Genomic DNA, 25749 nt, shown 5'->3' on the forward strand with positions numbered 1-25749 from the left:
CTTAAAAACCACTCTAAAGACAAACTTAAAGTGATTATATTTTCCCTTGGTTCACCAACTGACCACCATCAATAGTCAATAACTGTCCAGATGTTGTTACTGCGTCTACTGCTAAATAAACAATGCCTTTAGCAATATCTTCAGGTAATGATGTTTTATTAATAAGACAGGACTTTTCAATATTTTTTTTGACAGACTCATACCTGTCTCCTAAAAAACCTTTAGTCCATCTGGTTTGAATAAAACCTGGGCAAACACCATTGACTCTAATGTTAGGTGCAAGTGCATGCGCAAGTGAAAGCGTCATAGTAGACAAAGCTCCCTTAGACGCCGCATAAGCAATGGAACTCCCAACACCAGATATAGCACTAATAGAAGAGATATTAACAATAGCACCATTAACTATTTTTAAGTATGGTGCCGCGAGTTTTACCATTTGATAAGCACCAATAACATTGACTTCATATATATCTTGAAAATCCTTTTTGCTAAGTCCTTCTAAATTATCATAATTACAATACCTAGTAGTGCCGGCATTATTAACTAATACGTCTATTCTACCTAAAGTTTTTATTGTCTCGTCTATCATTCTTTTGCAATCTGCTTCAATAGCAACATTTGCTTTACATACCAAAGTGTCTACTCCAAAGCTTTTACATTTTTCAGCGACCTCATAAGCTTCACTTTTATTTTGGGAATAGTTGATGACTACATTCCATCCTCTTTTAGCAAATTCGATACACGAAGCAGCACCAACTCCAGATGATGATCCTGTTACGACAGCAGTTTTAGGTTCTTTGTTCATTTTAAATTAATCCGTTATATTTTCTTAAAAACCACTCTATAGATAAGCTTAAAGTGATTATGATGAGTAGATATTTCCAATCTATCAAAGGTAAGCTATTTTTATTGCTTTTTTGAATGGTTACGAATCTATTATCTTTTAAAAGATTTTCTATTAAACGCTCAGTGTTGTTCACAAAAAAACTTTCGCCTTGACTGTTGGTAGCTAATTGTTGTAACTTAGTGACGTCGGCATTTAAAAATTGTTGCTCAACGTTATATTCTAAAATCTTAAAGCGGCCTGTTTTAGAAATGTTTTCTTTTGAAGCTATAACTATAAAACTATAATCTGCAGCCGGTAAACTACTTAAATCTACTTGATAGTTGCTGTTGTTTAGAATAAGAGGAAAAGTTTTAGATTCGTTTGTAACGGCATTTTTTACGGTAATAGTTAGTGTTTCACGTGTGTCGAATTCATAATTTTTATCGAAAAATTCGGCCTTTATAATAACATTTGTGTTGCCATTGTAAAACGATTCATTTTCAATATTTAATCTGCTTTTTTGTTTATTTGAAGCAACATATTGAATAAGCTTTCCTATAAAATCATCGAAAGGATGAAACGATTTATTATCTAAATAACTTTGAGCACGCCATTGCCAAATATTTTCACCAAACAAAACAGCTTCTCGCCTACCGCTAGTTTCAAACGTAGCTAGTAATGGATCTGTTTTTGAAATCCCATGAATGGTTTTATTTAATATAGTTTCAAAAGGAATGGAGAAAGCGGCAGAACCATACTGTGAATTTAGTGGTGGAAACGATTCAAAATTAATATCCTCAATTATAAATGGCGCGTAATTTTTATTCAATTCAGCTTGATAGCTTTCTGTTTGATTTGTTATTTCATGCGTAAAGGTTTTATTGATACTTTTTAAAAAATTCAAATCGGTTTTAGTGCCTATTATTGTAAAACGATTTTTGTTTTCCAAATTTAAAGCATCATATAATTTATTAAACTTATTATTTGGTTGATATATAATAACTAATTGAAAATCATTTATTTGTTTTAAAATATTATTGGAGTTTAAGAGTGATACCGAACGCTGTTCGTTACTTTCAATACTCTTTTTTAAAGCACCTAAATCTGGATGAACCATATCGCTTACTAAAGCAATCTTTGTTTTCTGATCAATGACTTCAATAGCAAAATTTTTTAAATTATTGGTTTTGTTTTTCTCGTTATTTAAAGGTTCTAACTGGGCCTTGTATGCATGTACGCCTGCGGAATTTGCTGGAAGTTTAAAATTTACAACTTTAGAGTTATTCTGTTTTGTGAAATTTATAATTTCAGAATATACAACGTTGTTACCATTCGTAACAACAAATTTAGAATTCACAGCTGTTTCACCATTAAACACTAAAATAGTTTCAACTGGAAACTGGTTTTTTAAATACGCATATTTATTAACGTTTAACTGCTGAATTTTTAAATCGGTATAACGAACCGTATCACCCAAAATAATTGGATATATGGGCTGTTTGTAATTGTGATGCGAAAACTCATAGCTGTTACCATAAGTTTGGTTGCCATCGGTAATTAAAATAGTAGGCGAAATAGTTTGCTTATAAATTTGAGATAGTTGGATAAAAGCAGCCTCTATATTAGTTTGCTTTTCGTTGAATTCGAAACTATTTGAAGCCTTTAATTTTTCACCAAGTGTATAGGTTTCCATATTAAATTTATCGTTTAGGCTTTTACTTGCTTTTAAATTTTCAACTAAACGATTGGTAGCAACATCTTGTTTTAAATACTTTACAGAATTTGAATTATCAACCGCAATAACTAAATTAGGTTTTATAGTAGAAAGGGTTATTTGCTCAAGTTTAGGGTTAATAAGCAATAAGAGTACTGAAAAAACAGTCACAAACCTTAAAAACAAAAAAAGCATGTTTAATTTAGACATGCTTTTTTTATTCCATTTATACTGAAACCCTGCTAATAATAGAGCAAAAATTCCTGCAATAACAATAAATAAGAGTGTTGTATAACTCATTGAAAGTTTAACGATTTTAATAATGAGATACTCTCTCTCTTAGAGAGAATAATAAAATGTGTTAGGTTAACATACCACCATCTACATGAAGTGTTTGTCCTGTAACATAGGCACTCATATCACTTGCTAAAAACACACACACATTAGCAACATCTTCTGGAGTACCGCCGCGTTTTAACGGAATGCCTGCACGCCACCCTTTAACGACTTCTTCGTCAAGTTTAGCTGTCATCTCTGTTTCGATAAAACCTGGAGCAACTACATTGCTTCTTATATTTCTAGACCCTAATTCTAAAGCTACAGATTTTGAAAACCCTATAATACCAGCTTTAGAAGCTGCATAATTTGTTTGCCCCGCATTCCCTTTCACACCCACAACAGAACTCATATTAATAATAGAGCCTTTACGTTGTTTTAGCATGGTTTTTTGAACTGCTTTCGTCATATTGAAAACCGATTTTAGGTTTACTTCAATAACAGTATCAAAATCTTCTTCTGAAATACGCATTAATAAATTATCTTTAGTAATTCCTGCATTGTTAACTAATATATCAATACTACCAAATTCTGCGACAACATCCTCTGCTAATTTTTGAGATTCCTCAAAACTAGCTGCATTACTTTTATAGCCTTTAGCTTTTATACCTTGTGCATTTAATTCTTTTTCGAGTTCGTTAGCAGCTTCAACAGAACTACTATATGTAAATGCAATATTGGCTCCTTGAGCAGCAAATACTTGTGCAATTCCTCTACCTATACCTCTACTAGCTCCAGTAATAATGGCCGTTTTTCCTTCTAATAATTTCATTTGATTGTTTATTTAATATATCACGAATACACTACTATAATCTTTTGTAATCGTTGTATGGTTGATTAATTTTCAAATTCAAATATAACAATTCCTAAGTTGCTTCAAATAAAAAAACCACAGAAAATCTTATGCTGTTTTTCAAATACTTTTTTAAGATTTCTTTAGTACCCACTGCTAAAAAATAGTCCTATAAAGAATAATCCAAAAATAAATGGTTGTGTTTTTTTATATTTCTAGTTTTATGACTTTAGCCAATCGATCAATACCCAATCGTTTTTATTAACTCTATTTCATTGTTAAGCATAAAAAAACCGTTGATCTTTTTTAATCAACGGTTTTATATCTATAATTAAATCTTATTTTGATAAAACTTCAGCAACTTTTTTACCTATTTCAGCAGGAGAATCTACAACGTGAATACCACAAGCGCTCATAATTTTCTTTTTGGCTTGTGCTGTATCATCACTTCCTCCAACAATAGCACCAGCGTGCCCCATGGTACGACCTGCAGGAGCTGTTTCACCAGCAATAAAACCTACAATTGGCTTTTTGCTACCACTGGCTTTATACCAGTTTGCAGCATCTGCTTCTAATTGACCACCAATTTCACCAATCATAACAACGATGTCTGTTTCTGGGTCGTTAATTAAAAGTTCTACCGCTTCTTTAGTGGTCGTTCCAATGATAGGATCTCCACCAATACCAATCGCTGTTGTGATCCCTAAACCTTGTTTTACAACTTGATCGGCAGCTTCATAGGTTAATGTACCTGATTTAGAAACGATACCTACTGTTCCTTTTTTGAAAACGAAACCTGGCATGATCCCAACTTTAGCTTCCCCTGGGGTGATAACACCTGGGCAGTTTGGACCAATTAAACGGCAGTCTTTGTTTTTTATATAATTTGAAACCGTGATCATATCGGCAACAGGAATACCTTCCGTAATAGTGATAATAACTTTTATTCCAGCATCCGCAGCTTCCATAATAGCATCTGCAGCAAAAGCTGGTGGCACAAAAATAATGGTTGTATCGGCCCCCACTTGCTCTACAGCATCCTTAACAGTATCAAATACAGGTCTATCTAAATGTGTTTGACCTCCTTTTCCAGGTGTAACACCACCTACAACGTTTGTTCCATATTCAATCATTTGACTTGCATGAAACGTACCTTCACTACCTGTAAAACCTTGAACTATTATTTTTGAATCTTTGTTTACTAAAACACTCATTTTATATTTTTTTATTTAAATAAAGCTGCACAAAAATACTTTTTTTGCTTATACTTTTAGCAGCAATTTAGATTTATTTTTTAGTTTTTATAAACTCTAATATTTGTGGAATTTGTTTGATGTTTGCCATTTCCCTCATTTCAGCTCGGGCTTCTTGTGCTGGGGTTCCCCAATAGGTTTTATTAGGTTCAAGCGATTTACTAATACCTGATTGCGCATGTAATACGGCCTTTTTACCAATAGTTACACCACTAGTACAGCCTACTTGTCCCCAAATAGTCACTTCGTCCTCTATAACCACACAGCCAGCAATACCAACTTGGGAAGCAATTAAACATTTTTTTCCAATGACGGTATCGTGCCCTATCTGGATTTGATTATCTAATTTAGAACCTTCTTTTATAGTTGTATCGCCTGTAACACCTCTATCAATAGTGCAATTCGCACCAATATCCACATGGTCTTCAATAACCACACGTCCACACGACTTTAACCTATCAAAACCTTCGGGTCTTTTTTTGTAATAAAAAGCATTCGCACCTAAAACGGTTCCAGAATGAATCGTAACATGATTACCAATAATAGCATCATCATAAATACTCACATTGGAGTGTATGATACAATTTTTACCAATTACCACATTATGGCCAATAAAAGAATTGGGTTGTACCACCGAATTCACTCCAATACTAGCCGAATCCGATATATGGCTGGTGGCTGCTTTAAAGGGCTTAAAATAGTCGGTAAGTTTATTGAAATCTCTAAAAGGATCATCGCTAATTAATAGCGCTTTCCCTTCAGGGCATACAACTTCTTTATTAATTAAAATAATGGTAGCAGCAGAGCTCAATGCCTTGTCATAATACTTGGGATGGTCTACAAAAACAATATCACCGGGTTCTACCACATGAATTTCATTCATGCCCGATACAGGAAAATTGTCGCTGCCAATAAAACTGCAATCAATTAATTGAGCAATTTTTTTTAAAGTATATGGGTTTGCAAATTTCATTTATGATGTTTAATCGTTGAATTGTTGAACCGTTTAAACAAATAAACCCATCAACAAATAAACCTATTTACTCTTTTACACGCTCTTTGTAAGTTCCTTTTTCAGTTTCTACCTTAATCTTATCACCTTCATTAATAAATAAAGGCACGTTAACAATAGCTCCCGTTTCAACGGTTGCAGGCTTCGTGGCATTGGTAGCTGTGTTTCCTTTAATACCAGGTTCGGTAGCTGTTACTTCTAAAACAACACTTGCAGGCATTTCTACCGAAAGCGGCATATTATCTTCAGCGTTTATAATTACAGTAACTACCTCACCCTCTTTCATTAAGCCTGGGTTATCTAAAGCAGATTCTTGTAATTGGATTTGAGTATAATCTTCAGTATTCATAAAATGATAATACGCACCATCATTGTATAAGAATTGAAATTTATGTGTTTCAACACGTACATCTTCTAACTTATGTCCTGCAGAAAAAGTATTATCTAACACTTTTCCATTGGTAACACTTCTCATTTTTGTTCTTACAAACGCAGGTCCTTTTCCTGGTTTTACATGTAAAAACTCTATGATTTTATAAATGTCGTTATTATACCTAATACATAATCCGTTTCTAATATCACTTGTAGTTGCCATTGTATTGTTTTTGTTAAATATTATGTTGTTAAGCCGTTTGTTGTTAAGTTGCTTCTTATTAAGTTATAAGTTGTTAAGTTGAAAACGGCTAAACAACTCTACGACAAACGACTTAACTTTTTAATTTGATTTAAAATATCCTTTCATGATGCCTCGTTGAGAATCTTTTATAAACTGAAGGATTTCATCACGTTCTGGAGTGGCTTCCATTTCAGCTTCTATTATTTCGGTTGCCTGTGTATTATTGTAATTTTTTTGGTATAGAATTCTATAAATATTCTGAATTTCTCTAATTTTTTCAGTGGAATACCCACGCCTTCTTAATCCAACTGAATTAATACCGACATATGACAAAGGCTCTCTCGCAGCCTTTACAAAAGGAGGTACATCTTTACGTACTAAAGATCCACCAGTAACAAAAGCATGATTGCCTATTGAAACAAATTGGTGAACTGCTGTCATACCTGCCAAAACAACATAATCACCAATAGTTATGTGGCCTGCAAGTGTGCTATTATTAGAAAAAATACAATTATTACCTACAACACAATCGTGTGCAATGTGGCAATAAGCCATGATTAAACAATTATTGCCTATAACTGTTTTCATTCTATCTGATGTCCCTCGATTAATGGTAACACATTCTCTAATAGTTACATTATCACCTATTTCAACAGTAGTTTCTTCGTCGTTATATTTTAAATCTTGTGGAACCGCAGAAATAACAGAACCAGGGAAAATACTACAATTTTTACCAATACGAGCACCTTCCATAATGGTAACATTGCTACCTATCCAAGTACCCTCACCAATTATTACATTATTATGTATGGTAGTAAAAGGCTCTATTACAACGTTTTTTGCAATTTTAGCATCTGGATGCACGTAAGCTAGTGGTTGATTCATTTATTAGTTTTTATTTTTTAATAAATCAAAATAGATTTAATTATTTAACTTTTGATATTTGAGCCATAAGCTCTGCTTCTGCACAAAGTTTACCGTTTGCATATGCATACCCTTGCATATGGCAAATACCACGACGAATTGGTGTAATTAACGAACATTTAAATATTAAAGTATCGCCTGGCACTACTTTTTGTTTAAACTTAACATTGTCCATTTTCATGAAAAAGGTTAAATAATTTTCAGGGTCTGGAACCGTGTTTAAAACTAAAACACCCCCCGTTTGAGCCATAGCTTCTACAATTAAAACTCCTGGCATTACTGGTGCTCCAGGAAAGTGTCCCGCAAAGAAAGACTCGTTCATAGTCACATTTTTCAATGCAATAACATGGCTATCGGAAAGTTCAAAAACTTTATCGATTAATAAAAAAGGTTGTCTGTGAGGCAACATGGCCATGATTTGGTTCACATCCATTAAAGGCGTTTGATTCAAATCGATATTAGGCACATTATTACGACGGTCGTTTTTTATAAGTTTTGAAAGTTTTTTTGCAAATTGTGTATTCACATAATGCCCTGGCTTATTAGCTATTACTTTACCTCTAATTCGGGTTCCAATAAGTGCTAAGTCTCCTAAAACATCTAATAATTTATGTCTTGCAGCTTCATTTGGGTAATGTAATGTTAAATTGTCTAAAATACCATTTGATTTTACTTTAACAGTATCCTTTTTAAATGCAACTTTAAGTTTTTCCATCGTGTCAGTAGACAATGGTTTGTCAACATAAACAATCGCATTATTTAAATCACCTCCTTTTATTAATCCATTTTGAAGGAGCATTTCAATTTCATGCAAAAAACTAAAGGTTCGCGCATCTGAAATTTCATTTTTAAAATCTGAAATTTGGTTTAATGTGGCATTTTGAGTTCCTAACACTTTAGTACCAAAATCTACCATGGTAGTTATTTGGTATTCTTTTGAAGGCATTACGAGTATTTCACTACCCGATTCTTCATCGGTATATGAAATAATATCAGTTATCACATACTCTTCTCTAAAAACATCCAGTTCTACAACCTCTGCTTTTTCTAAAGCTTCCACAAAAAATTTAGAAGACCCATCCATGATTGGAGGTTCTGAAGCATTAAGTTCTATAATAGCATTGTCTACGTCTAAACCAACCAAAGCCGCCAATACATGCTCTGATGTCTGTATGCTCACGCCGTTTTTCTCTAAGCAGGTGCCTCGTTGTGTACTTGTTACAAAATTAGCATCAGCCTCAATAACAGGCATCCCCTCTAAATCAATACGCTTAAAAACCAATCCTGTGTTAGCCGCTGCTGGTTTAAAAGTTAATGTTACGTTTTTTCCTGTGTGTAAACCAACACCTGTTAAAGAAACCTCTTTCTTTATGGTTTTTTGTTTTATTTCAGTAGTTACTATTCCCATTTATTTTTTTCTAAATCATTAATATTTCTAACAATCTTAGGTAAGTTCTTAAAATGAACATACGATTTATTATAATCGGTTAAACTAAGTGCTGGTGAACCTTGAAGCACTTCATTATCTTTTACATTTCTTGCAATACCCGATTGTGCTTGAATTTTTACATTATTACCAATAGTAATATGGCCTGCAATGCCTACTTGACCTCCAATTTGGCAGTTATCCCCTATTTTTGTAGAGCCAGCAACACCTGTTTGAGCTGCAATGACTGTGTTTTTTCCAATTTCAACATTGTGGGCAATTTGAATATGATTGTCTAATTTTGCGCCTTCACGAATGATGGTGGAACCTATAGTAGCTCTATCTATAGTTGTAGCTGCACCAATATCTACATAATCTTCAATAATAACATTTCCTGTTTGTGGGATTTTATTATAGCCTCCATTTTCGTTTGGTGCAAAACCAAAGCCATCGGCACCAATAATAACCCCCGAATTTACAACACAGGTATGGCCTATAATAGTTTCCGAATAAATTTTTGCTCCAGAAAAAATAATAGTATTATCGCCAATAACGACATTCTCTCCTATATATGTGTTCGGAAATATTTTAACATTATTTCCTATTTTAGCATGTTCACTAATGTATGAAAACGCACCAATATATACAGCTTCTCCATATTTTGCAGATTCAGAAACAAAAGAAGGTTGTTCAATTCCAACTTTATTAAGTTTAGTCGCGTTGTAATATTCAAGAATTTTAGAAAAAGCTAAATAAGCGTCATCAACCTTAATTAAGGTGGTATTAAGGACGTTTTCAGGAATAAAAGTTTTGTTTACAATAGTAATGGAAGCTTTGGTGCTATATATATGTGGGGTATATTTTGGATTTGCCAAAAACGTTAAAGAGCCTTCAAAACCTTCTTCAATTTTTGATAGTTTTGATACTTCAGCAAGGGGATTTCCCACCACATCACCTTCTAAAATCCCTGCTATTTGTTGTGCTGTAAATTTCACACTTTAATGTTTATTATTTTTATAATAGGTTTCGCAAAAATAGGAAAAATGTCCTAAACTTTTTCAATTGATTTTCCTTATTGTTAATCATTGAAAATCAATAGTTTAAATTTTAAATTAAATAATTATTCACAAATTAATTTGTTATGGACTCTTTTGGGTAACAGATATAGTACTTGGTTACGGGTTTTGATAAAGCTTTTAAATTAAGTTGATCCGATGCTTTAACGATGTCTTCAACCTTGCCTGATTTGTGTAATATATTAATTCCTTTATGATTGTTTTGGTAGGCTTGATTTGAAATACTTCCTGTAAATACAAAATATTTAGCTTCGTTTTCTGAAATGTTATATTTCGAGATCCATGTGTCTATATGTTTTTGTAACTCTTTTTCTTTTACAGGTTTCTTTTTTAATTTAACTGTTAGCAAATTTCTATTAATTATCATTTCGCACAAATTACTCAACACAAAATCGGAATCAAATTGCCAGTGTTTCATTGCCGAAATAATATCGAAATCATCCAATTGAGAAAAAACATTCAGTATGTTTTTATTAAAATCTTCTATTGAAATTTTATTTTCTAAAAAGTACAACAGTGGTTTACTGGCTTCTAATTTGTGGTGGTTATTATGTAGCTCTTTGGCACGTTGGAGCACTCTAATTAATAATTGTTCGGCAGCCAAGCCTGTTTTATGTAAATACACTTGCCAATACATAAAACGTCTTGCAATTAGGAATTTCTCTACGCTATAAATACCTTTTTCTTCTACTACTAATTCATCGTTCACCACATGAAGCATGGTTATTAAACGTTCACTATTCACATTGCCTTCTGCAACCCCTGTATAAAAACTATCGCGTTTTAAATAATCGGCTCTATCCATATCAAATTGTCCTGAAATGAGCTGACACATAAACTTTCTGGGGTATTCGCCTTTAAAAATATTAATTGCAAGCGTTAAACTTCCGTTAAATTCTTCATTTAAACGCTCCATAAAAAGCAAAGAAATCTGCTCATGAGAGACGCTTTCCACAATACTATGTTCCATGGCATGCGAAAAAGGACCATGACCAATGTCGTGCAATAAAATAGCAGCATATAGCCCTGTTTCTTCGTCATTCGAAATTGTAACTCCTTTAAACCGAAGTACATTAACCGTTTTCTGCATTAAATACACACACCCAATAGCATGATGAAACCGGGTATGATGTGCTCCCGGATATACTAAATAAGACATCCCCATTTGCGTAATTCTTCTCAAACGCTGAAAATACTTATGCTGTATTAAATCGAAAATAAGAGAGTTTGGAATCGTAATAAATCCGTAAATTGGGTCGTTTAATATTTTAAGTTTGTTCAAACTTTAAAAGTTAGGGTTTAATAGACACAAATATAATTATATACCGTATATATAAAAGACTATACTATGAACAAATTAATATTAACACTTATTAAAAACATATAAATGAATATAATAAAAATACTTTGGGTAGATGATGAAATTGATTTATTGAAACCACATATATTATTCTTACAACAACGCAACTATATTGTTACTACGTGTAAAAGTGGCACAGAAGCTATAGAAATTCTTGAAAGTGAAAATTTTGACATTGTTTTTTTAGATGAAAATATGCCTGGACTTACGGGGCTTGAAACTTTAAATGAAATAAAGGAGAAACAAGACAATCTTCCTGTTGTTATGATTACAAAAAGTGAAGAAGAATATATTATGGAAGAAGCTATTGGCAATAAAATAGCCGATTACCTTATAAAACCCGTGAATCCCAATCAAATTCTCTTAAGTTTAAAGAAAAATTTAGATCATTCCCGACTTATTTCAGAAAAAACGACCTCAAACTACCAGCAAGAGTTTAGAAAAATATCTATGGATTTGTCTATGGTTAACTCTTATGAAGAATGGGTGGCTTTATATCAAAAACTAATTTATTGGGAACTTCAACTTGAAAACATTGAAGATGCAGGTATGTTTGAAATATTGGAATCTCAGAAAAACGAGGCTAACACCCATTTTGGCAAGTACATAGAAAAAAATTACGCTAAATGGTTTTTGCATAATACCGAAGCTCCCATCATGTCGCATACGCTCTTTAAAGAAAAAATTGCACCCGAGTTGAGTAAAGACCAACCTACCCTATTAGTTGTTGTTGATAATTTAAGATATGACCAATGGAAAGTATTTGAACCTATCATAAATAATCATTACAAAAAAGAAAAAGAAGAAGCCTTTTATAGCATATTACCAACCGCAACCCAATATGCTAGAAATGCTATTTTTTCTGGATTAATGCCAAGCGATATGGAAAAACTTTTTCCTCAATTTTGGAAAAATGATACGGATGAAGGTGGTAAAAATTTACATGAAGAGGATTTTTTAAAAACACAAATGAAACGATTGGGATTAAATCATTACAGCCATGAATTTCATAAAATAACCAATTTAAAAGCAGGTAAAAAATTAGTAGAAAACTTCAAAACTTTAAAAAACAACGACCTCAATGTTATTGTCTATAATTTTGTAGATATGCTTTCGCATTCCAAAACCGAAATGGAAGTTGTTAAAGAATTAGCGTCCAATGATAAAGCATACCGATCATTAACCTTAAGCTGGTTTAAAAATTCCCCGCTTTTAGAAATGATACAACAGGCCCAACAATTAGGTTTTAAACTTATATTAACCACAGATCATGGCACCATAAATGTAAAAAACCCTTCAAAAGTTATAGGAGATAGAGATACCAGTTTAAATCTGCGTTATAAAACAGGACGTAGTTTGACTTATGAAAGCAAAGACGTACTGGTTTTTAAAGACCCCAAAGAGGTGCATTTACCTTCAATAAACATGAGCAGTTCTTATATTTTTGCAAAAAGTGACTTATTCTTTGCGTATCCTAACAACTATAATCATTATGTTAGTTATTTTAGAAATACCTATCAACATGGTGGTGTTTCTCTCGAAGAAATGATTATTCCTTTTGCAGTGTTCAATCCAAAATAATCTATGTAATACCAAAAACACCGATAAAATACGTTTTTATTAGTGTTTTTAAGTTTTAATTTGTAATATTGCGCATAAACAGAATTTAAAGTTGGAAATAGAATTTCAATTAATTGATATAGATGCAGTTGTAAAAAAGCTGTTGAAAAATTTAAAAAGTAAAACCATCTTGCTGTATGGAGAAATGGGCGTTGGTAAAACTACTTTAATTAAAAACATAGTAAAAGAATTAGGTAGCAGCGATAAAGTGAGTAGCCCAACCTTCTCGATTGTTAATGAATATGAATTAAAAACTGATAAAATTTTTCATTTCGATTTATATCGAGTTAAAAATTTAGAAGAAGCGTATAATTTTGGTATTGAAGATTATTTAGATTCCAATCATTGGGTTTTGATAGAATGGCCTGAGGTTATTAAGCCAATATTAGATAATCCTTTTGATACCATAACTTTGGAGTTAACTCCTGATAATAGTAGAATGTTAACCCTAATAAATTAAGAAAAATAAACATGCAAAAAGCTATAAATGATAATTAAAACACAACAAAATGTATTGAATTTTACTTTATTACGGGAAACCCATAACGTAAAATTGACAAAACCATGTTTTTAACGTAATTTTAACAATTCGGCATATCCTTCAAAATAGTCTTTAGTTAAATTTGGGTATTAATTAATTAAATCCCTTATAAAATGAAAACTAAAAAGTATTTTATCGCCATCGCGATATTCGGAGGAATGTTGTTTACAGCTTATGCAGCTAATGCATACAACTTAGATGGAACAACAACAGCAAAAGTTGATAAAACAAAAATCAAAGTTCCTACAGACGGATAGGAGAACTTTAATAATCGGGAGTGTCGTAGCCACTTTAATTGCTATGACCCCCTATTTATTCTACCTATATGAAAGTGTTCCCGATACTCCGGTATGGAACACTTTTTTATTTACCTATAAAAGTGATAATTATCAGAGTGCTAATGTAGCCATGTGGATTCTCACTAGTAAAATGATTCCGCTTTTTTTACTGTTTATTTGGTTTTTTACATGCAGACATTGGTGGTATCATGTATTATTAGTGCCCATTTCCATGTATGTTTTTCAAATATTTTCTTTGATACATGGCGACACCAAATACCTAGACGAGTTTCAATTGATGTATTTAATTCCAGTGATGGCTGTTATTGTCCCTTCCATATATCTTATAAAAGCTCAAATTTTTAATAAGATTAACGATGCTTCTAAATCAATGGAAGAATTGGAAGAAGAATTTAAAATGTCGCCCAAAAACTTTTGGGAGAAAATTAAGCAATACTTTTAATTGTTTTTAGAGTTTAGTCTGTCACGTTCATCTAACTCAATTTCTTTTTGATCATTCTTTGGATTTGAATTTCCAAATTTATAATTAAAGCCTAATGTAAACAATCTATTTTCCATTCTAGATTTAGACAAAACATCTTGATTTAAGTATTTAGTTGAAGTATTAAAATTTTGGTTGTTAAATATATCTGTATAGCCAATACTTATAGAAGCTTTGTTTTTCCATAATGTTTTTTTTAGGTTTAAATCCAACCCATGTCGGGTGCTAACGTTTGTGGGCCCGTTTAGCAAAGAGGATATATACAAATAAGACACATCGAATGCTAAGCTATTGTCTTTCAAAAACGTGAAATAATTAATGACATTACCATATAGAGACCATTTATTTATTTCTGTTAATTCATTATTACTTTCTAAAGCATAAAATTGATTCTCATAGTGAAACAAAGAAGATAATACATAAATATTCCATTGATTTGTGAGTTTTGTATAGGTTGTGAAATCTATCCCATATGAAATGCTTTTATCAATGTTTGTATTAATATATTTTAATATATTTTCATCATTATCTTGAAATGTAATTTCTAAAGTTGGATTGTTCTCATAACGATAGTATAATTCAAATGTATAATTTTTGTTAAAGGTATAACCTAAGGTGAATACATCATCAATCTGCGGCTTTAATTTAGGGTCTCCAGTTATAAACGCATTATCATTTAAAAAATACTTAAATGGGTTTAATTCACTATACCTAGGGCGGTAAATACGCTTATTGTAATTAAAGTAAATATCATTATGGTCATTTAATCTACTCAATAAATAAAAAGAAGGAAAAAGTTTTAAATAATCTTTATTGTTGGTAGTATGGGTGGATAAAGAATTTCCTTTAATGTTTGTATATTCAAGACGAACACCAGACTTTAAACTCCAGTTTTCCCAATCTTTTGAATAACTTGTATAGGTTGCGTAATTGATTTCATCATATAAGAATGTATCTGAATTTTCACTATCCACAACTTTTTCTTCATTTTCAAAAATATATTGGATTAAAATACTTTCAGAATTTATATTAGAAATTTTAGCTCCAGCCTCAAATTGCACTAAGGAACTAATAGGTAATTCATAATCTACTTGACCTGTATATAACTTTATTTTTTGACTCGAAAATGTTTGAAAATTATTATTCCTAAATGAGGTGCTTTCATAAGGTAAAAAATAACCTGTTTTTACATCTTGAAAACTCGAGAAATCATAATTGGTGTGATGGACACTAACTAATAATTTTTCACCTTCCTTTTTAAATTTATGAATATAATCTAAAGTAAAAGCTAAATTAAATGTTTCATCTACTAATCTATTGATAGTATTAAATGTAGAATCTAAAACATGGTTGGAGTTATAAACTTCCGTTAAAGAATTAACAAATGTTTTAGTGTTTTCTCTAGGAGATATTAAAATACTTGTAGAATAGCCTAAACTATTGTTTTCATTCAATTTATAATTAATACTAGCATTTATATTATGATTAGACGTTTCTCGCGTTCTTTTAAAATCGGTTTCCCAACTGGATGTATTTTGGTTGTTTTCAATAAAGTTTATAAATTCGTTATTGTGTCTATAATCTTTTCTTGGATTAATACTATAATTAATATAGGTGTTCAATTCTTCTGTTTTGAAAAAATGACTGCTTCCAAATGAGTATTTAGGGTATTCGCTACCCTGCTTATAGTTGCCAAAAACATTACCGTTATACCCAGCTGTAATATTTTCACTCGTAATAATATTAATTACCGCACCTCCCTCCGCTTCGTACTTTGCTGGTGGATTTGTAATAACTTCAATAGATTTTACATTATTTGCAGATATCCCTTCTAAAAGTTGTTGGATTTCATTGTTTGACAAATGTACTTTTCTATCATTTATGTAGATGGTTGGTGTAGAATGTTTAACCGTAATTGAGCCGTCTAGAACCAAAACACCTGGTGTATGCTTCAATACATCAAATACATTGTTATTGGAAAGCGTTGAGTTTTCAACATTAAAAACCAAACGATCTACCATGCGTTTAACGGTGGGGCGTTTCGCAACAACCGTAATACCATCCAAACTCTCAAACTTTTCTTTAAGAATGATAGCGCCTAGATGCTTGCTTTTATCAAAATAAACAGTGCTTTTACTTTCTTCAAAACCGATATAGCTTATTATAAGAGTATAGGTGTTGAATTTTAAATTTTTAAATTGAAAAACACCTTCTTCATTAGTTGTAGTGCCATCTATAAAAATAAGATTATCACCGCTATATAAAACAACATTAGAAAAACTTACGGGGAGATTCTTTTCATCTACAACATTACCTGTTAAAACATAATCTTGGGTATAACTTAATAAACAGGATATACATAACGAACAGGTTAATAATTTTCTAAACATAAATTTGCATCTGTTTACAAAAATATAAATTTATATTAATTAAAGATCAGGCACATGAGTTTTTAAACTTTTCCGTTCAAATTAAATAATTCAGATTAAATACTACTAATAGTCATCTTATAAAATCTAAAATAGTTATTTTTGAAATGTCTCAATACAATAAAAAATTTATGTGTAATTTGATTTTTGTAAACTAAATAATCATGGCAAAGCAATTGTCTCCTTTTACCAAGCAACAACTTTTACCTCAAGAAGAAACCCTTGAGATATTTAAACGTAAGGGTGAATTATATATTGGAATTCCAAAAGAAACGGCTTTTCAAGAAAAACGTGTTTGTTTAACACCTGATGCTGTTTTTGCAATTGTTAGCAATGGGCATCGGGTATTATTAGAATCTGGTGCTGGGGATGGTGCTAATTTTAGTGATAAAGACTACAGTGAAGCGGGTGCTGAAATTACCAACGATACCGCAAAGGTTTTTGCCTGCCCCATGATACTAAAGGTAGAACCACCCAGTTTAGAACAAATAAAACTTATAAATCCGCAAACCATTTTAATTTCTGCGCTTCAAATTAAAACGCAAACTAAAAAATATTTTGAAGCACTTGCCTCTAAACGCATTACAGCCTTGGCTTTTGAATTTATTAGAGATTCTGACGGTACCTATCCTGCCGTAAAGTCTTTAAGCGAAATTGCAGGTACAGCATCGGTACTCATTGCTTCCGAATTATTATCCGACACCAAAGGCGGTAACGGTTTAATGTTTGGGAATATTAGCGGTGTACCCCCATTAGAAGTGGTTATTTTAGGAGCGGGAACCGTGGGTGAATTCGCAGCAAGAAGTGCTATTGGACTGGGTGCCAATGTTAAAATATTCGACAATTCTATTACAAAATTAAGAAGTATTCAAACCCACTTAGGAAGACCGCTTTTTACTTCTACCATGCAACCAAAAAATGTAACTAAAGCTTTAAAACGTTGCGATGTAGTTATAGGTGCCGTAAGAGGGAACAATAGATCGCCTATTGTAGTTTCAGAAGCGATGGTACAATCTATGAAAAAAGGTGCGATCATCATCGATGTTAGTATTGATATGGGCGGGTGTTTTGAAACCAGCGAAGTCACAAACCACAAACAATCAACCTTTATCAAGTATGGTGTGGTTCATTATTGTGTACCCAACATTCCGGCAAGATATTCACGTACAGCCTCAGTATCAATTAGTAATATTTTTACACCTTACTTATTAAAAATTGCAGAAGACGGCGGTTTAGAAAATTCCCTTCGATTTGATAGAGGTTTAAAAAATGGATTGTATTTTTACCACGGAATTTTAACTAGTAAATCTGTTGGTGAATGGTTTGATTTAAATTATAGTGATATCAATTTAATTATTTTTTAAATTAACCAACTCAATAAAACGCCTATTATATTAAATGAAATTAATTCAACGTATTGGTTATTACTTAGGAGGTTTCTCTCTTGGTCTAATACTATTAGCCTTTTTTTTAAATGGAAAAAAAGCATCGTGTAGTTACGGACCCGATGCACGTGTATTAAAAAATATACGGTTAAAAAAAATTAAGTATGTAAATAACATTCAATCTCAATTACTCCATAATAACTTAGATTCTGTTGCTATCCAGTATGTACTAAGAAAAGGTGATGTTAATTTTTCTGAAAGTAATGCGAAACAAAAACCTTGTGGTATTTATAAAGTTGAAGGCGATTATAATGAAAAAGAAATTATATTAACCATTGAAAATTGCGATAGCATTGCTACCATAACCCATTTTAGAATCGCCGATTAATGATTGCCAAACGCTGTTTCGATTTAGTATTTTCAATTATTGGTTTCATTCTACTGGCGCCTTTCCTATTACTTATTTCTATACTTATAAAATTAGATTCTAAAGGCCCCATTTTATTTATTCAAGGGCGCGTTGGGAAAAACAATAAAGACTTCCATATTTATAAATTTAGAACCATGCGTATTCAATCGGAAACGAAAGGATTGCTTACTCTAGGGAACCATGATTCTAGAATTACAAAAATAGGCTACTTTTTACGACGCTATAAAATTGACGAATTCCCACAGCTTATAAATATTTTAAAAGGCGACATGAGTTTTGTTGGCCCCAGACCTGAACTTCGCTATTATGTGAATTTTTACACCGAAGATGATATGAGAATTTTTGTGGTTCGACCAGGAATTACAGGACTTGCTTCATTAAAATATAGAAATGAGGTAGAGCTTTTGAAAGCTGCTGAAAATCCTGAAGAGTTTTTTATAAAAACCATCATCCCAGACAAATTAAAGTACAATAAAGAATATATAAGAAGTAGAAGTTTCGTCTTCGATTTAAAGCTCATCTTTATTACCATCATCAAAGTTGTAGCAAAATAATACTTCTCGGTATACCATTTGGATTAACACGATATTCTTCCTATTTTGGAAAGGTATTTAACCTCATAAAAAACACTTAACCAAACGCGCGTTATTAAATGAACCAAGCAACCTACAACCATATAAAAGAATTGATTGAAAAGTCTGGGGTTATTCATTTAAATACAGAACAAGCGTGTCAAAACTTCAATTTTTCTAATGAAACCATATTAATTACAGGAGCAGCAGGTTCTATTGGTAGTGAACTTGCCAAACATATTTTAGCTTGTGATTATAAAAAACTGATTCTTATTGATATTGCTGAATCCCCTCTTTATAACTTAATTAAAACGTTTGAAAATGAAGCGTTAAATAAAATAGACTATTTGCTTATAAATATTAATGACGTTTGTTCTGTAACTCATCTTTTTGAAAATTATAAGCCTACAGTAATTTTTCATGCCGCAGCGTATAAGCATGTGCCTTTAATGGAAGCCCATCCCTACGAAGCTGTTAAAACAAATATTTTAGCCACCAAATTATTGGCAGATTTAGCTATAAAATATGAAGTTAATAAATTCATTTTAATATCTACCGACAAAGCTGTAAACCCAATTAGCGTTATGGGACTTACTAAATACATTGCAGAAAATTACATTATTCAGTTAGCTCAAAAAAGCAACACGCAATTTGTAATAACCCGCTTTGGAAATATTATAGGATCCAACGGCTCTGTTTTACCTCTTTTTAAAAAGCAAATAGATTCGGGATTGCCTTTAACAATTACCAGTAAAACCATAGCACGCTATTTTATAGATAAACATAAAGCCTGTCATTTAATTTTAAAAATTGCTGCTTTTAACAAACCAGACGCACATATTTTTACTTTTAATATGGGTGAACCTATTAAATTGATAGATTTAGCACAATGCTTTATAGAAACTTATGCAAAAAATAACACGGTAGAAATTAAAATTACAGGATTACGCCCTGGAGAAAAACATGATGAAGACATTATTTGGCAAAACGAAGTATTAGTGGCAACTACAGATAAAGATATTTTACTTGTTAAACGAAAGAATAAAAAGCCCATTAAAAGTATAAATTTAAATGATCTTCTAAACATCACTCCTTACCTATCTCCTCAAGAAATTAAAAATATGCTATTAAACTATATTTAGCTTTTATAAAGTTTTACGTCGGTTTTTCTCTTTTTTTAAGAGCGCCATTTCCCTGCTTGTTTGTCCAGCTACCGATGTGTTTTCTTCTGCACGCCGTATTAAATAAGGCATCACGTCTTTTACAGGACCAAAGGGCACATATTTCGCCACGTTATACCCTAGCGCTGCTAAATTAAAACTGATATTGTCGCTCATACCGTATAGTTGTCCAAACCACACTCTAGAATCATTATTCTTTATACCTTTTTCGGTCATTAAATCCATAAGCAGGTATGAACTTGCTTCATTATGCGTTCCTGCGAACACCGACATACAATCTAAATGATTTATCATATAGTTTAAAGCCGCATTAAAGTTTTTATCTGTATTTACTTTACTCGTACAAATAGGAGACCTATAACCTTTTTCTTTAGCTCTGTCGTTTTCTTTTTCCATATAGGCACCACGCACCAATTTATAGCCAAGAAAGTACCCCCCTTTTTGGGCCTTTTTGTGCTCGTTCTTTAAAAAAGCGAACCGGTCATGCCTGTACATTTGTAGGGTATTAAAAACAACAGGTTTATCAGTATTGTATTTTTCCATCATTTGGGTTATTAATGCATCGGCAGCATCTTGAAACCAACTTTCTTCCGCATCTATTAAAACAGCAACATTGTTTGTTTTAGCCTTTTTACAAACCACATCAAACCGTTCTACAACCTTTTGCCATTCTTCCGCTTCCTGGTTCGTTAAAGGCTCCCCTTTGCCTATTTTTTCATATAAGTAAAAACGACCAAAACCAGATGGTTTAAAAACAGCTATCGGAATGGCTTTAATTGCTTTACCGAACTCGATAATTTTAAGAATAACATCTCGGGCATAATCAAACTCCTTTTCACTTTCTTTAGCTTCCACCGAAAAATCTAATACCGAGCTCACCCCTTTTTCATACATTCTATCAATAACAGGTAAACAATCTTCTTCATTAACACCACCACAAAAATGATCAAATACTGTATAACGAATGAGTCCTTCAATGGGTAAATGGGCTTTTAAAGCAAAATTTGTAACGGCTGTACCTATTCTAACCAACGGTTCTATAGAAATCATTTTGAACAAAAAGTAGGCGCGTTTCAGTTCTGAATCACTTTTTAAAGCAAAAGCAATTTCAGTATTATCAAAAATGGGGGTGTTTCTTTGCATTTTATTCAAAATTTGCTGCAAATATAATTAACCACAAGTTACCATTTTATATAAAATCTCCTTAATTTCGTGTTTTCAAAAAAAATAACTATTTATGGATTCTATAACAACAAATAAGTGTACTATTCATTTTAATAATATTTGTTATTCCTCTCTAAATGAACATCTTAAAAAGAGTAATTTTTCTAAAATTTTTATTTTAGTAGATGAAAACACACATCAACATTGCTTAGCATATTTTTTAAAAAGGATAGAAACAGAGCGTGCTATTGAAATAATTGAAATAGAATCTGGTGAAATAAACAAAACCATTGAAACATGTGTGGGTGTTTGGAATACCCTTTCTGAATTAAATGCCGACCGAAAAAGTCTGCTTATAAATATTGGTGGAGGTGTTATTACCGATTTAGGCGGTTTTGTTGCCTGTACTTTTAAACGCGGCATTGCTTACGTGAATGTACCTACTACCCTATTATCTATGGTAGATGCCTCGGTTGGTGGTAAAACAGGTGTCGATTTGGGCCATTTAAAAAATCAAATAGGTGTGATAAGCAACCCCGATTTAGTTCTTATAGATACTCATTTTTTAAGCACATTACCACAAAACCAAATGCGTTCTGGCTTAGCCGAAATGCTAAAGCATGGATTAATTAGTGATGAAAATTATTGGAATAAATTTCAAGATTTGTCAAAACTTTCTTTAGATGATTTAGACGATTTAATTTATGAATCGGTAATGATTAAAAAGAATGTAGTTGAAATCGATCCCTTAGAAAACAACCTTCGTAAAACCTTAAATTTTGGCCACACCCTCGGTCATGCTATAGAATCACATTTTTTAAGCAACCCTAATAAAACAACGTTACTCCATGGTGAAGCCATTATTATTGGTATGATTTTAGCTGCTTATATTTCTACGGAATTAGCTGGGTTTCCAAAACAAGTGGCCCATCATATTAAAACCCTGTTTGTGGATTATTACGGTAAAATAAATATTGAGCCATCTGAATATCCAACCATTATTGAATTACTTAAATATGATAAAAAAAACAATCATGGTAATATCAACTTTGTGCTACTAGAAACTATTGGAAAACCAAGAATAGATTGTTTGGTTGATGATAAAATCATTATAGATGCCTTCGAATTTTATGCCTCATAAGCATAAACTCATTTTAACACTAACTTTTTAATTGGTTCAATTTTGTAATGCTACATTTTTTTTCTAAAAAATACTTTTTACAGGATTTACTTGAAGGCTTTGTAGATATTCATAATCACATACTTCCAGGGATAGACGACGGTGCAAAAAGCGTTGAAGAATCTATTGATTTAATTAAAAGACTTAAAGAATTAGGGGTTAGGCAATTTATCCCTACCCCACATATTATGCAGGATTTTTATCCGAATACCGACGAAACTATTGGGAATGCCTATGAATTATTATTAGAAAGTTTAAATACAAACGTATTAAGTACTATTTCAATAAATCCAGCTGCTGAATACATGCTGGACACCACATTTGAAAAATTATTGGAAGAAGGGAATCTTTTTACCTTAAAAGGAAGCTATGTACTTATTGAAATGTCTTATTTTCAGCCTCCTATTAATTTAGAATTTCTTATTTTTAAAATTAAAACCAAAGGTTATTTACCTGTTTTAGCGCATCCAGAACGTTATACATTTTACCACAACAACCTTCAATATTACGACAAGTTAAAACAATTAGGATGCTTTTTTCAGCTTAACTTATTGTCATTAAGTGACTATTATGGTACTAGTGTGGAAAAAATAGCGAACTATTTAATTGAAAGGAATCTTATTGATTTTGTTGGTACGGATACGCACCATACCACCCACATCGAAACACTCTCAAACTTAGTTTTAAATAAAAAAACTTCAAAGAAAGTAGCGTATTTAATTAATAATACAAATACGACATTTTCAGTTATTTAAAAATTTTCTTTAAAAAACTGTTCTTTTCTGGAGCTCCATAATACCCATATTTAGCACCATAGCCAAAGTTTGCTTGACTCACGTCGTTTACAACCAACATCATACCATTTAATTTTTTGGAAGCATGAAGTTCTTTTGCAAAGTTTAGAACTTGCTTTTCGGTATAACCTGCTCGAGTTAAATATATAGTATGTCCTGCGTATTGGCTAATTAATAAGGTGTCCGTTACTAACATAGCAGGTGCCGTATCTACAATAACGATGTCGTATTGGTTAGAGGCATAATCAAATAACTCTTTAATTCTACCACTCATTAATAACTCTGCAGGGTTAGGTGGTACTTTTCCTGAAAGTAAAATATCTATTTTTATATCATTAATAGTATAGGTATTAATTGTTTCCCCTACTAAAATAGATTTATCAACTAAATATTCGGTCAATCCAACTCCTGAATTATTAGGCTTAATTTGATTTTTAATTGCTGAATGTATTTGTGGATTTCTAATATCCGCACCAATTAATAATACACGTTTATTTGTATTCGCTAGGGTAAGTGCCGTATTAATACTGAAAAAAGATTTGCCTTCCCCATTAATAGTTGAGGTTACAAAAACAACATTTTCGTAATTTTCTACATTTCTACCACGTCTTACATAATCGAAATTAGTTCTTACAATTCTAAAAGACTCAGACAAAATAGATCTGTCATTCTTTTCTATTAATAGCTTTTCTGCTTTTCTAGCATTCACTTTAGGAATTTCACCTAAAACAGTAATGTTTTTAATTTCTTTCTCTAAATCTTCTTTATTGTGAATTTTGGCGTCTAATAAGTCTCTTAAATAAATTATTCCAAAAGGAATGATTAACCCCAAAAATAATGAAGCTAGATACATCATTTTTTTATTGGGAGATATCGGCGATCCAGAGTAATACGCTTCATCCAATATTTTTAAATTAGGTGCTGTGGATGTTAATGTAATAGCAGCCTCTTCCCTTTTTTGTAATAAATAAAGGTATAAGGATTCTTTAATACCTTGTTTTCGTTCTATACCTCTCAATTTACTTTCTTGTCCAGGTACAGAAAATATCTTTGAATTAATCTTACTTAATTGATTTTCAAGACTATTAATTTGAATGTTTAAGGTTTTTTTAGAGTTATTGATACTTTGCCCTAAACTTTGTTTAATACTGCTTAAGGTTTGATCTAATTCTACAACCACCGTATTTTTCTCTCCGGCACTTTTTAATAAACGTTCTCTACTGGCTAATAGCTCGTTATATTTTGAAGAAAGCGCGCTTATGGAAGGATCTCCCATGCCTAAATTAGAAGGGATGGGTTTTAAAGATCCAGAAGTCTCTAATGATTCATTCATGTAATTCAGTAAACGCAGCTGAGTTTTACTATCCGTAAGTGCTTGTTCATTTAATACACTTGAATTTAAAAACTGACCTGCTTCCGAACTTACATCTGTTAACTTATTACCGGTTTTAAACCGCACAATGCTGTCATCTACATTTACCAGATCGGAAGCTATAAGTTGCACACGCGAGTCAATAAAGTCTGCTGTATTTTTAGAGCGAATATTTTTTAATTGCGTGGTATAAATATCATATTCATAAATTATACCATCAATAATGTCGGTTGCTTTTTGAGGTATGGGGTCTGTAAAATAAATATCTAATATTTTTGAAGAACTAGACGATTGATAAACCTCAATTTTATTTCTTAACTCATTTGCCATAGAACTTACAGGGCTCACTTTAACCCTATAGTTATTTCCTATTAAGTTATGAGTGTTTTTATTTTTAGGAGTTACTACGAAACTTCCAAAATAAGTTGAAATATTCTCACCAAATGATTTAATGATAGGTTCATCTGTTTCATTAACTCTATATTCAAAACTAGTATCAGTATTAATATCTATAAAAAAATTAAAATCAACAGCATTGAATAAAGAATCAGTAACAATAAAACTAACATCAATAGGCGCATTTTTATAAAGCTCTAATTCTAAAACAAGACCTTGAGTAAAATATTGCACATTTAAATTAAGAGATTTTACAACACTCTCTACAACGCGCTTCGACTTTATAACCAAAATTTCATCCTCCACTTCTGCATTGGTACTATTTACAGGAGATAAATCACTCAAAGCAGCCAAAGGAGATGTCTGGTCGTTCTCACTAATTAACATGATTTTAGCAGTAGCAGAATACTGAGGTGTTGTATATCTTAAGTAAAAATAAACAGCTACTAAACAAAGAAAACAACTTAAAACAAACCATTTCCATTGTTTAAAATACAAAGAAAGCATTTTCTTTAAATTAAAAGAATTGGAAGTTTCTATTTTTGAAATATTATTTATATCCATCATGA

General features: G+C 31.8%; 23 protein-coding genes. 10 read left to right on the top strand and 13 right to left on the bottom strand.

Annotated features, from left to right (window positions below):
- Positions 1-34 precede the first annotated feature (34 nt).
- From QLS71_RS16620 to QLS71_RS16665, 10 genes are all read right to left on the bottom strand, one after another.
- Positions 35-805, bottom strand: coding sequence for an SDR family oxidoreductase (locus QLS71_RS16620; protein ID WP_308991906.1), 771 nt, complete (start codon positions 803-805; stop codon positions 35-37).
- Between the two features lies 1 nt (position 806).
- Positions 807-2840, bottom strand: a complete 2034-nt coding sequence (locus QLS71_RS16625) for a VWA domain-containing protein (RefSeq protein ID WP_308991907.1) — start codon at positions 2838-2840, stop codon at positions 807-809.
- 61 nt (positions 2841-2901) lie between these two features.
- Positions 2902-3648: a 3-oxoacyl-[acyl-carrier-protein] reductase gene (gene fabG, locus QLS71_RS16630; protein WP_308991908.1), complete on the bottom strand. Its 747-nt coding sequence runs from the start codon at positions 3646-3648 to the stop codon at positions 2902-2904.
- Positions 3649-4007: 359 nt separating this feature from the next.
- Complete coding sequence (gene sucD / locus QLS71_RS16635; protein WP_308991909.1) at positions 4008-4883, bottom strand: succinate--CoA ligase subunit alpha; 876 nt, start codon at positions 4881-4883, stop codon at positions 4008-4010.
- A gap of 73 nt (positions 4884-4956) precedes the next feature.
- Positions 4957-5895, bottom strand: a complete 939-nt coding sequence (locus QLS71_RS16640; protein ID WP_308991910.1) for a UDP-3-O-(3-hydroxymyristoyl)glucosamine N-acyltransferase — start codon at positions 5893-5895, stop codon at positions 4957-4959.
- Between the two features lie 67 nt (positions 5896-5962).
- Positions 5963-6529, bottom strand: a complete 567-nt coding sequence (gene efp / locus QLS71_RS16645) for an elongation factor P (protein WP_308991911.1) — start codon at positions 6527-6529, stop codon at positions 5963-5965.
- 120 nt (positions 6530-6649) lie between these two features.
- The gene (lpxA, locus tag QLS71_RS16650) at positions 6650-7435 is read right to left on the bottom strand and encodes an acyl-ACP--UDP-N-acetylglucosamine O-acyltransferase (RefSeq protein ID WP_308991912.1); all 786 of its coding nucleotides are present in this window, start codon (positions 7433-7435) and stop codon (positions 6650-6652) included.
- Between the two features lie 40 nt (positions 7436-7475).
- Positions 7476-8882, bottom strand: coding sequence for a bifunctional UDP-3-O-[3-hydroxymyristoyl] N-acetylglucosamine deacetylase/3-hydroxyacyl-ACP dehydratase (locus tag QLS71_RS16655; protein WP_308991913.1), 1407 nt, complete (start codon positions 8880-8882; stop codon positions 7476-7478).
- Positions 8873-9895, bottom strand: a complete 1023-nt coding sequence (gene lpxD, locus QLS71_RS16660; RefSeq protein ID WP_308991914.1) for a UDP-3-O-(3-hydroxymyristoyl)glucosamine N-acyltransferase — start codon at positions 9893-9895, stop codon at positions 8873-8875. The genes QLS71_RS16655 and lpxD overlap by 10 nt, the downstream gene beginning before the upstream one ends.
- A 136-nt stretch (positions 9896-10031) precedes the next feature.
- A complete protein-coding gene (locus QLS71_RS16665; RefSeq protein WP_308991915.1) occupies positions 10032-11258 on the bottom strand; it encodes an HD domain-containing protein in 1227 nt (408 codons plus the stop codon).
- Between the two features lie 105 nt (positions 11259-11363).
- On the opposite strand from QLS71_RS16665, the gene QLS71_RS16670 reads away from it, so the two are divergent.
- From QLS71_RS16670 to QLS71_RS16685, 4 genes are all read left to right on the top strand, one after another.
- Positions 11364-12917: a PglZ domain-containing protein gene (locus QLS71_RS16670; RefSeq protein WP_308991916.1), complete on the top strand. Its 1554-nt coding sequence runs from the start codon at positions 11364-11366 to the stop codon at positions 12915-12917.
- A gap of 91 nt (positions 12918-13008) precedes the next feature.
- Positions 13009-13416, top strand: a complete 408-nt coding sequence (tsaE, locus tag QLS71_RS16675) for a tRNA (adenosine(37)-N6)-threonylcarbamoyltransferase complex ATPase subunit type 1 TsaE (RefSeq protein WP_308991917.1) — start codon at positions 13009-13011, stop codon at positions 13414-13416.
- Between the two features lie 194 nt (positions 13417-13610).
- Positions 13611-13754, top strand: coding sequence for a hypothetical protein (locus QLS71_RS16680; RefSeq protein WP_308991918.1), 144 nt, complete (start codon positions 13611-13613; stop codon positions 13752-13754).
- Between the two features lie 43 nt (positions 13755-13797).
- Positions 13798-14238, top strand: a complete 441-nt coding sequence (locus tag QLS71_RS16685) for a hypothetical protein (protein ID WP_308991919.1) — start codon at positions 13798-13800, stop codon at positions 14236-14238.
- Here QLS71_RS16685 and QLS71_RS16690 read toward each other — a convergent pair.
- Positions 14235-16667, bottom strand: a complete 2433-nt coding sequence (locus tag QLS71_RS16690; protein ID WP_308991920.1) for an outer membrane beta-barrel family protein — start codon at positions 16665-16667, stop codon at positions 14235-14237. The genes QLS71_RS16685 and QLS71_RS16690 overlap by 4 nt on opposite strands.
- A 203-nt stretch (positions 16668-16870) precedes the next feature.
- Here QLS71_RS16690 and QLS71_RS16695 point away from each other — a divergent pair, with 203 nt between their 5' ends.
- From QLS71_RS16695 to QLS71_RS16710, 4 genes are all read left to right on the top strand, one after another.
- Positions 16871-18070 (top strand): alanine dehydrogenase, encoded by a 1200-nt coding sequence (locus tag QLS71_RS16695; RefSeq protein WP_308991921.1) that lies wholly within the window; start codon positions 16871-16873, stop codon positions 18068-18070.
- A gap of 34 nt (positions 18071-18104) precedes the next feature.
- The gene (locus tag QLS71_RS16700) at positions 18105-18479 is read left to right on the top strand and encodes a hypothetical protein (protein WP_308991922.1); all 375 of its coding nucleotides are present in this window, start codon (positions 18105-18107) and stop codon (positions 18477-18479) included.
- A complete protein-coding gene (locus QLS71_RS16705) occupies positions 18479-19075 on the top strand; it encodes a sugar transferase (RefSeq protein ID WP_308991923.1) in 597 nt (198 codons plus the stop codon). Before QLS71_RS16700 ends, QLS71_RS16705 begins: the two co-directional genes overlap by 1 nt.
- 98 nt (positions 19076-19173) lie before the next feature.
- Entirely contained in the window at positions 19174-20235 is a 1062-nt protein-coding gene (locus QLS71_RS16710) for a polysaccharide biosynthesis protein (RefSeq protein ID WP_308991924.1), read from the top strand.
- 3 nt (positions 20236-20238) lie between these two features.
- Here QLS71_RS16710 and QLS71_RS16715 read toward each other — a convergent pair whose 3' ends face one another.
- Positions 20239-21417 carry a proline dehydrogenase family protein gene (locus tag QLS71_RS16715; RefSeq protein WP_308991925.1) on the bottom strand — a complete coding sequence of 393 codons (1179 nt, stop codon included), beginning with the start codon at positions 21415-21417 and terminating at the stop codon, positions 20239-20241.
- 94 nt (positions 21418-21511) lie between these two features.
- Here QLS71_RS16715 and aroB point away from each other — a divergent pair, with 94 nt between their 5' ends.
- Positions 21512-22579: a 3-dehydroquinate synthase gene (gene aroB / locus QLS71_RS16720; RefSeq protein ID WP_308991926.1), complete on the top strand. Its 1068-nt coding sequence runs from the start codon at positions 21512-21514 to the stop codon at positions 22577-22579.
- A gap of 47 nt (positions 22580-22626) precedes the next feature.
- Positions 22627-23373 carry a CpsB/CapC family capsule biosynthesis tyrosine phosphatase gene (locus QLS71_RS16725; RefSeq protein WP_308991927.1) on the top strand — a complete coding sequence of 249 codons (747 nt, stop codon included), beginning with the start codon at positions 22627-22629 and terminating at the stop codon, positions 23371-23373.
- Here QLS71_RS16725 and QLS71_RS16730 read toward each other — a convergent pair.
- Positions 23366-25747 carry a polysaccharide biosynthesis tyrosine autokinase gene (locus QLS71_RS16730; RefSeq protein ID WP_308991928.1) on the bottom strand — a complete coding sequence of 794 codons (2382 nt, stop codon included), beginning with the start codon at positions 25745-25747 and terminating at the stop codon, positions 23366-23368. The genes QLS71_RS16725 and QLS71_RS16730 overlap by 8 nt on opposite strands.
- Positions 25748-25749: the final 2 nt, after the last annotated feature.

The sequence above is a fragment of the Mariniflexile litorale genome, from assembly GCF_031128465.2.
Taxonomy (GTDB): Bacteria; Bacteroidota; Bacteroidia; order Flavobacteriales; family Flavobacteriaceae; genus Mariniflexile; species Mariniflexile litorale.

Excerpts from the sequence above, each read along its gene's own strand:
- sucD (WP_308991909.1), bottom strand. The coding sequence starts at position 4,883 with ATGAGTGTTTTAGTAAACAAAGATTCAAAAATAATAGTTCAAGGTTTT.
- QLS71_RS16705 (WP_308991923.1), top strand. The coding sequence starts at position 18,479 with ATGATTGCCAAACGCTGTTTCGATTTAGTATTTTCAATTATTGGTTTC.
- QLS71_RS16625 (WP_308991907.1), bottom strand. The coding sequence starts at position 2,840 with ATGAGTTATACAACACTCTTATTTATTGTTATTGCAGGAATTTTTGCT.
- QLS71_RS16715 (WP_308991925.1), bottom strand. The coding sequence starts at position 21,417 with ATGCAAAGAAACACCCCCATTTTTGATAATACTGAAATTGCTTTTGCT.
- efp (WP_308991911.1), bottom strand. The coding sequence starts at position 6,529 with ATGGCAACTACAAGTGATATTAGAAACGGATTATGTATTAGGTATAAT.
- QLS71_RS16730 (WP_308991928.1), bottom strand. The coding sequence starts at position 25,747 with ATGATGGATATAAATAATATTTCAAAAATAGAAACTTCCAATTCTTTT.
- QLS71_RS16710 (WP_308991924.1), top strand. The coding sequence starts at position 19,174 with ATGAACCAAGCAACCTACAACCATATAAAAGAATTGATTGAAAAGTCT.
- QLS71_RS16680 (WP_308991918.1), top strand. The coding sequence starts at position 13,611 with ATGAAAACTAAAAAGTATTTTATCGCCATCGCGATATTCGGAGGAATG.
- QLS71_RS16670 (WP_308991916.1), top strand. The coding sequence starts at position 11,364 with ATGAATATAATAAAAATACTTTGGGTAGATGATGAAATTGATTTATTG.
- QLS71_RS16620 (WP_308991906.1), bottom strand. The coding sequence starts at position 805 with ATGAACAAAGAACCTAAAACTGCTGTCGTAACAGGATCATCATCTGGA.
- QLS71_RS16690 (WP_308991920.1), bottom strand. The coding sequence starts at position 16,667 with ATGTTTAGAAAATTATTAACCTGTTCGTTATGTATATCCTGTTTATTA.
- lpxA (WP_308991912.1), bottom strand. The coding sequence starts at position 7,435 with ATGAATCAACCACTAGCTTACGTGCATCCAGATGCTAAAATTGCAAAA.
- QLS71_RS16640 (WP_308991910.1), bottom strand. The coding sequence starts at position 5,895 with ATGAAATTTGCAAACCCATATACTTTAAAAAAAATTGCTCAATTAATT.
- aroB (WP_308991926.1), top strand. The coding sequence starts at position 21,512 with ATGGATTCTATAACAACAAATAAGTGTACTATTCATTTTAATAATATT.
- fabG (WP_308991908.1), bottom strand. The coding sequence starts at position 3,648 with ATGAAATTATTAGAAGGAAAAACGGCCATTATTACTGGAGCTAGTAGA.
- QLS71_RS16700 (WP_308991922.1), top strand. The coding sequence starts at position 18,105 with ATGAAATTAATTCAACGTATTGGTTATTACTTAGGAGGTTTCTCTCTT.
- QLS71_RS16685 (WP_308991919.1), top strand. The coding sequence starts at position 13,798 with ATGACCCCCTATTTATTCTACCTATATGAAAGTGTTCCCGATACTCCG.
- QLS71_RS16655 (WP_308991913.1), bottom strand. The coding sequence starts at position 8,882 with ATGGGAATAGTAACTACTGAAATAAAACAAAAAACCATAAAGAAAGAG.
- QLS71_RS16695 (WP_308991921.1), top strand. The coding sequence starts at position 16,871 with ATGGCAAAGCAATTGTCTCCTTTTACCAAGCAACAACTTTTACCTCAA.
- QLS71_RS16725 (WP_308991927.1), top strand. The coding sequence starts at position 22,627 with ATGCTACATTTTTTTTCTAAAAAATACTTTTTACAGGATTTACTTGAA.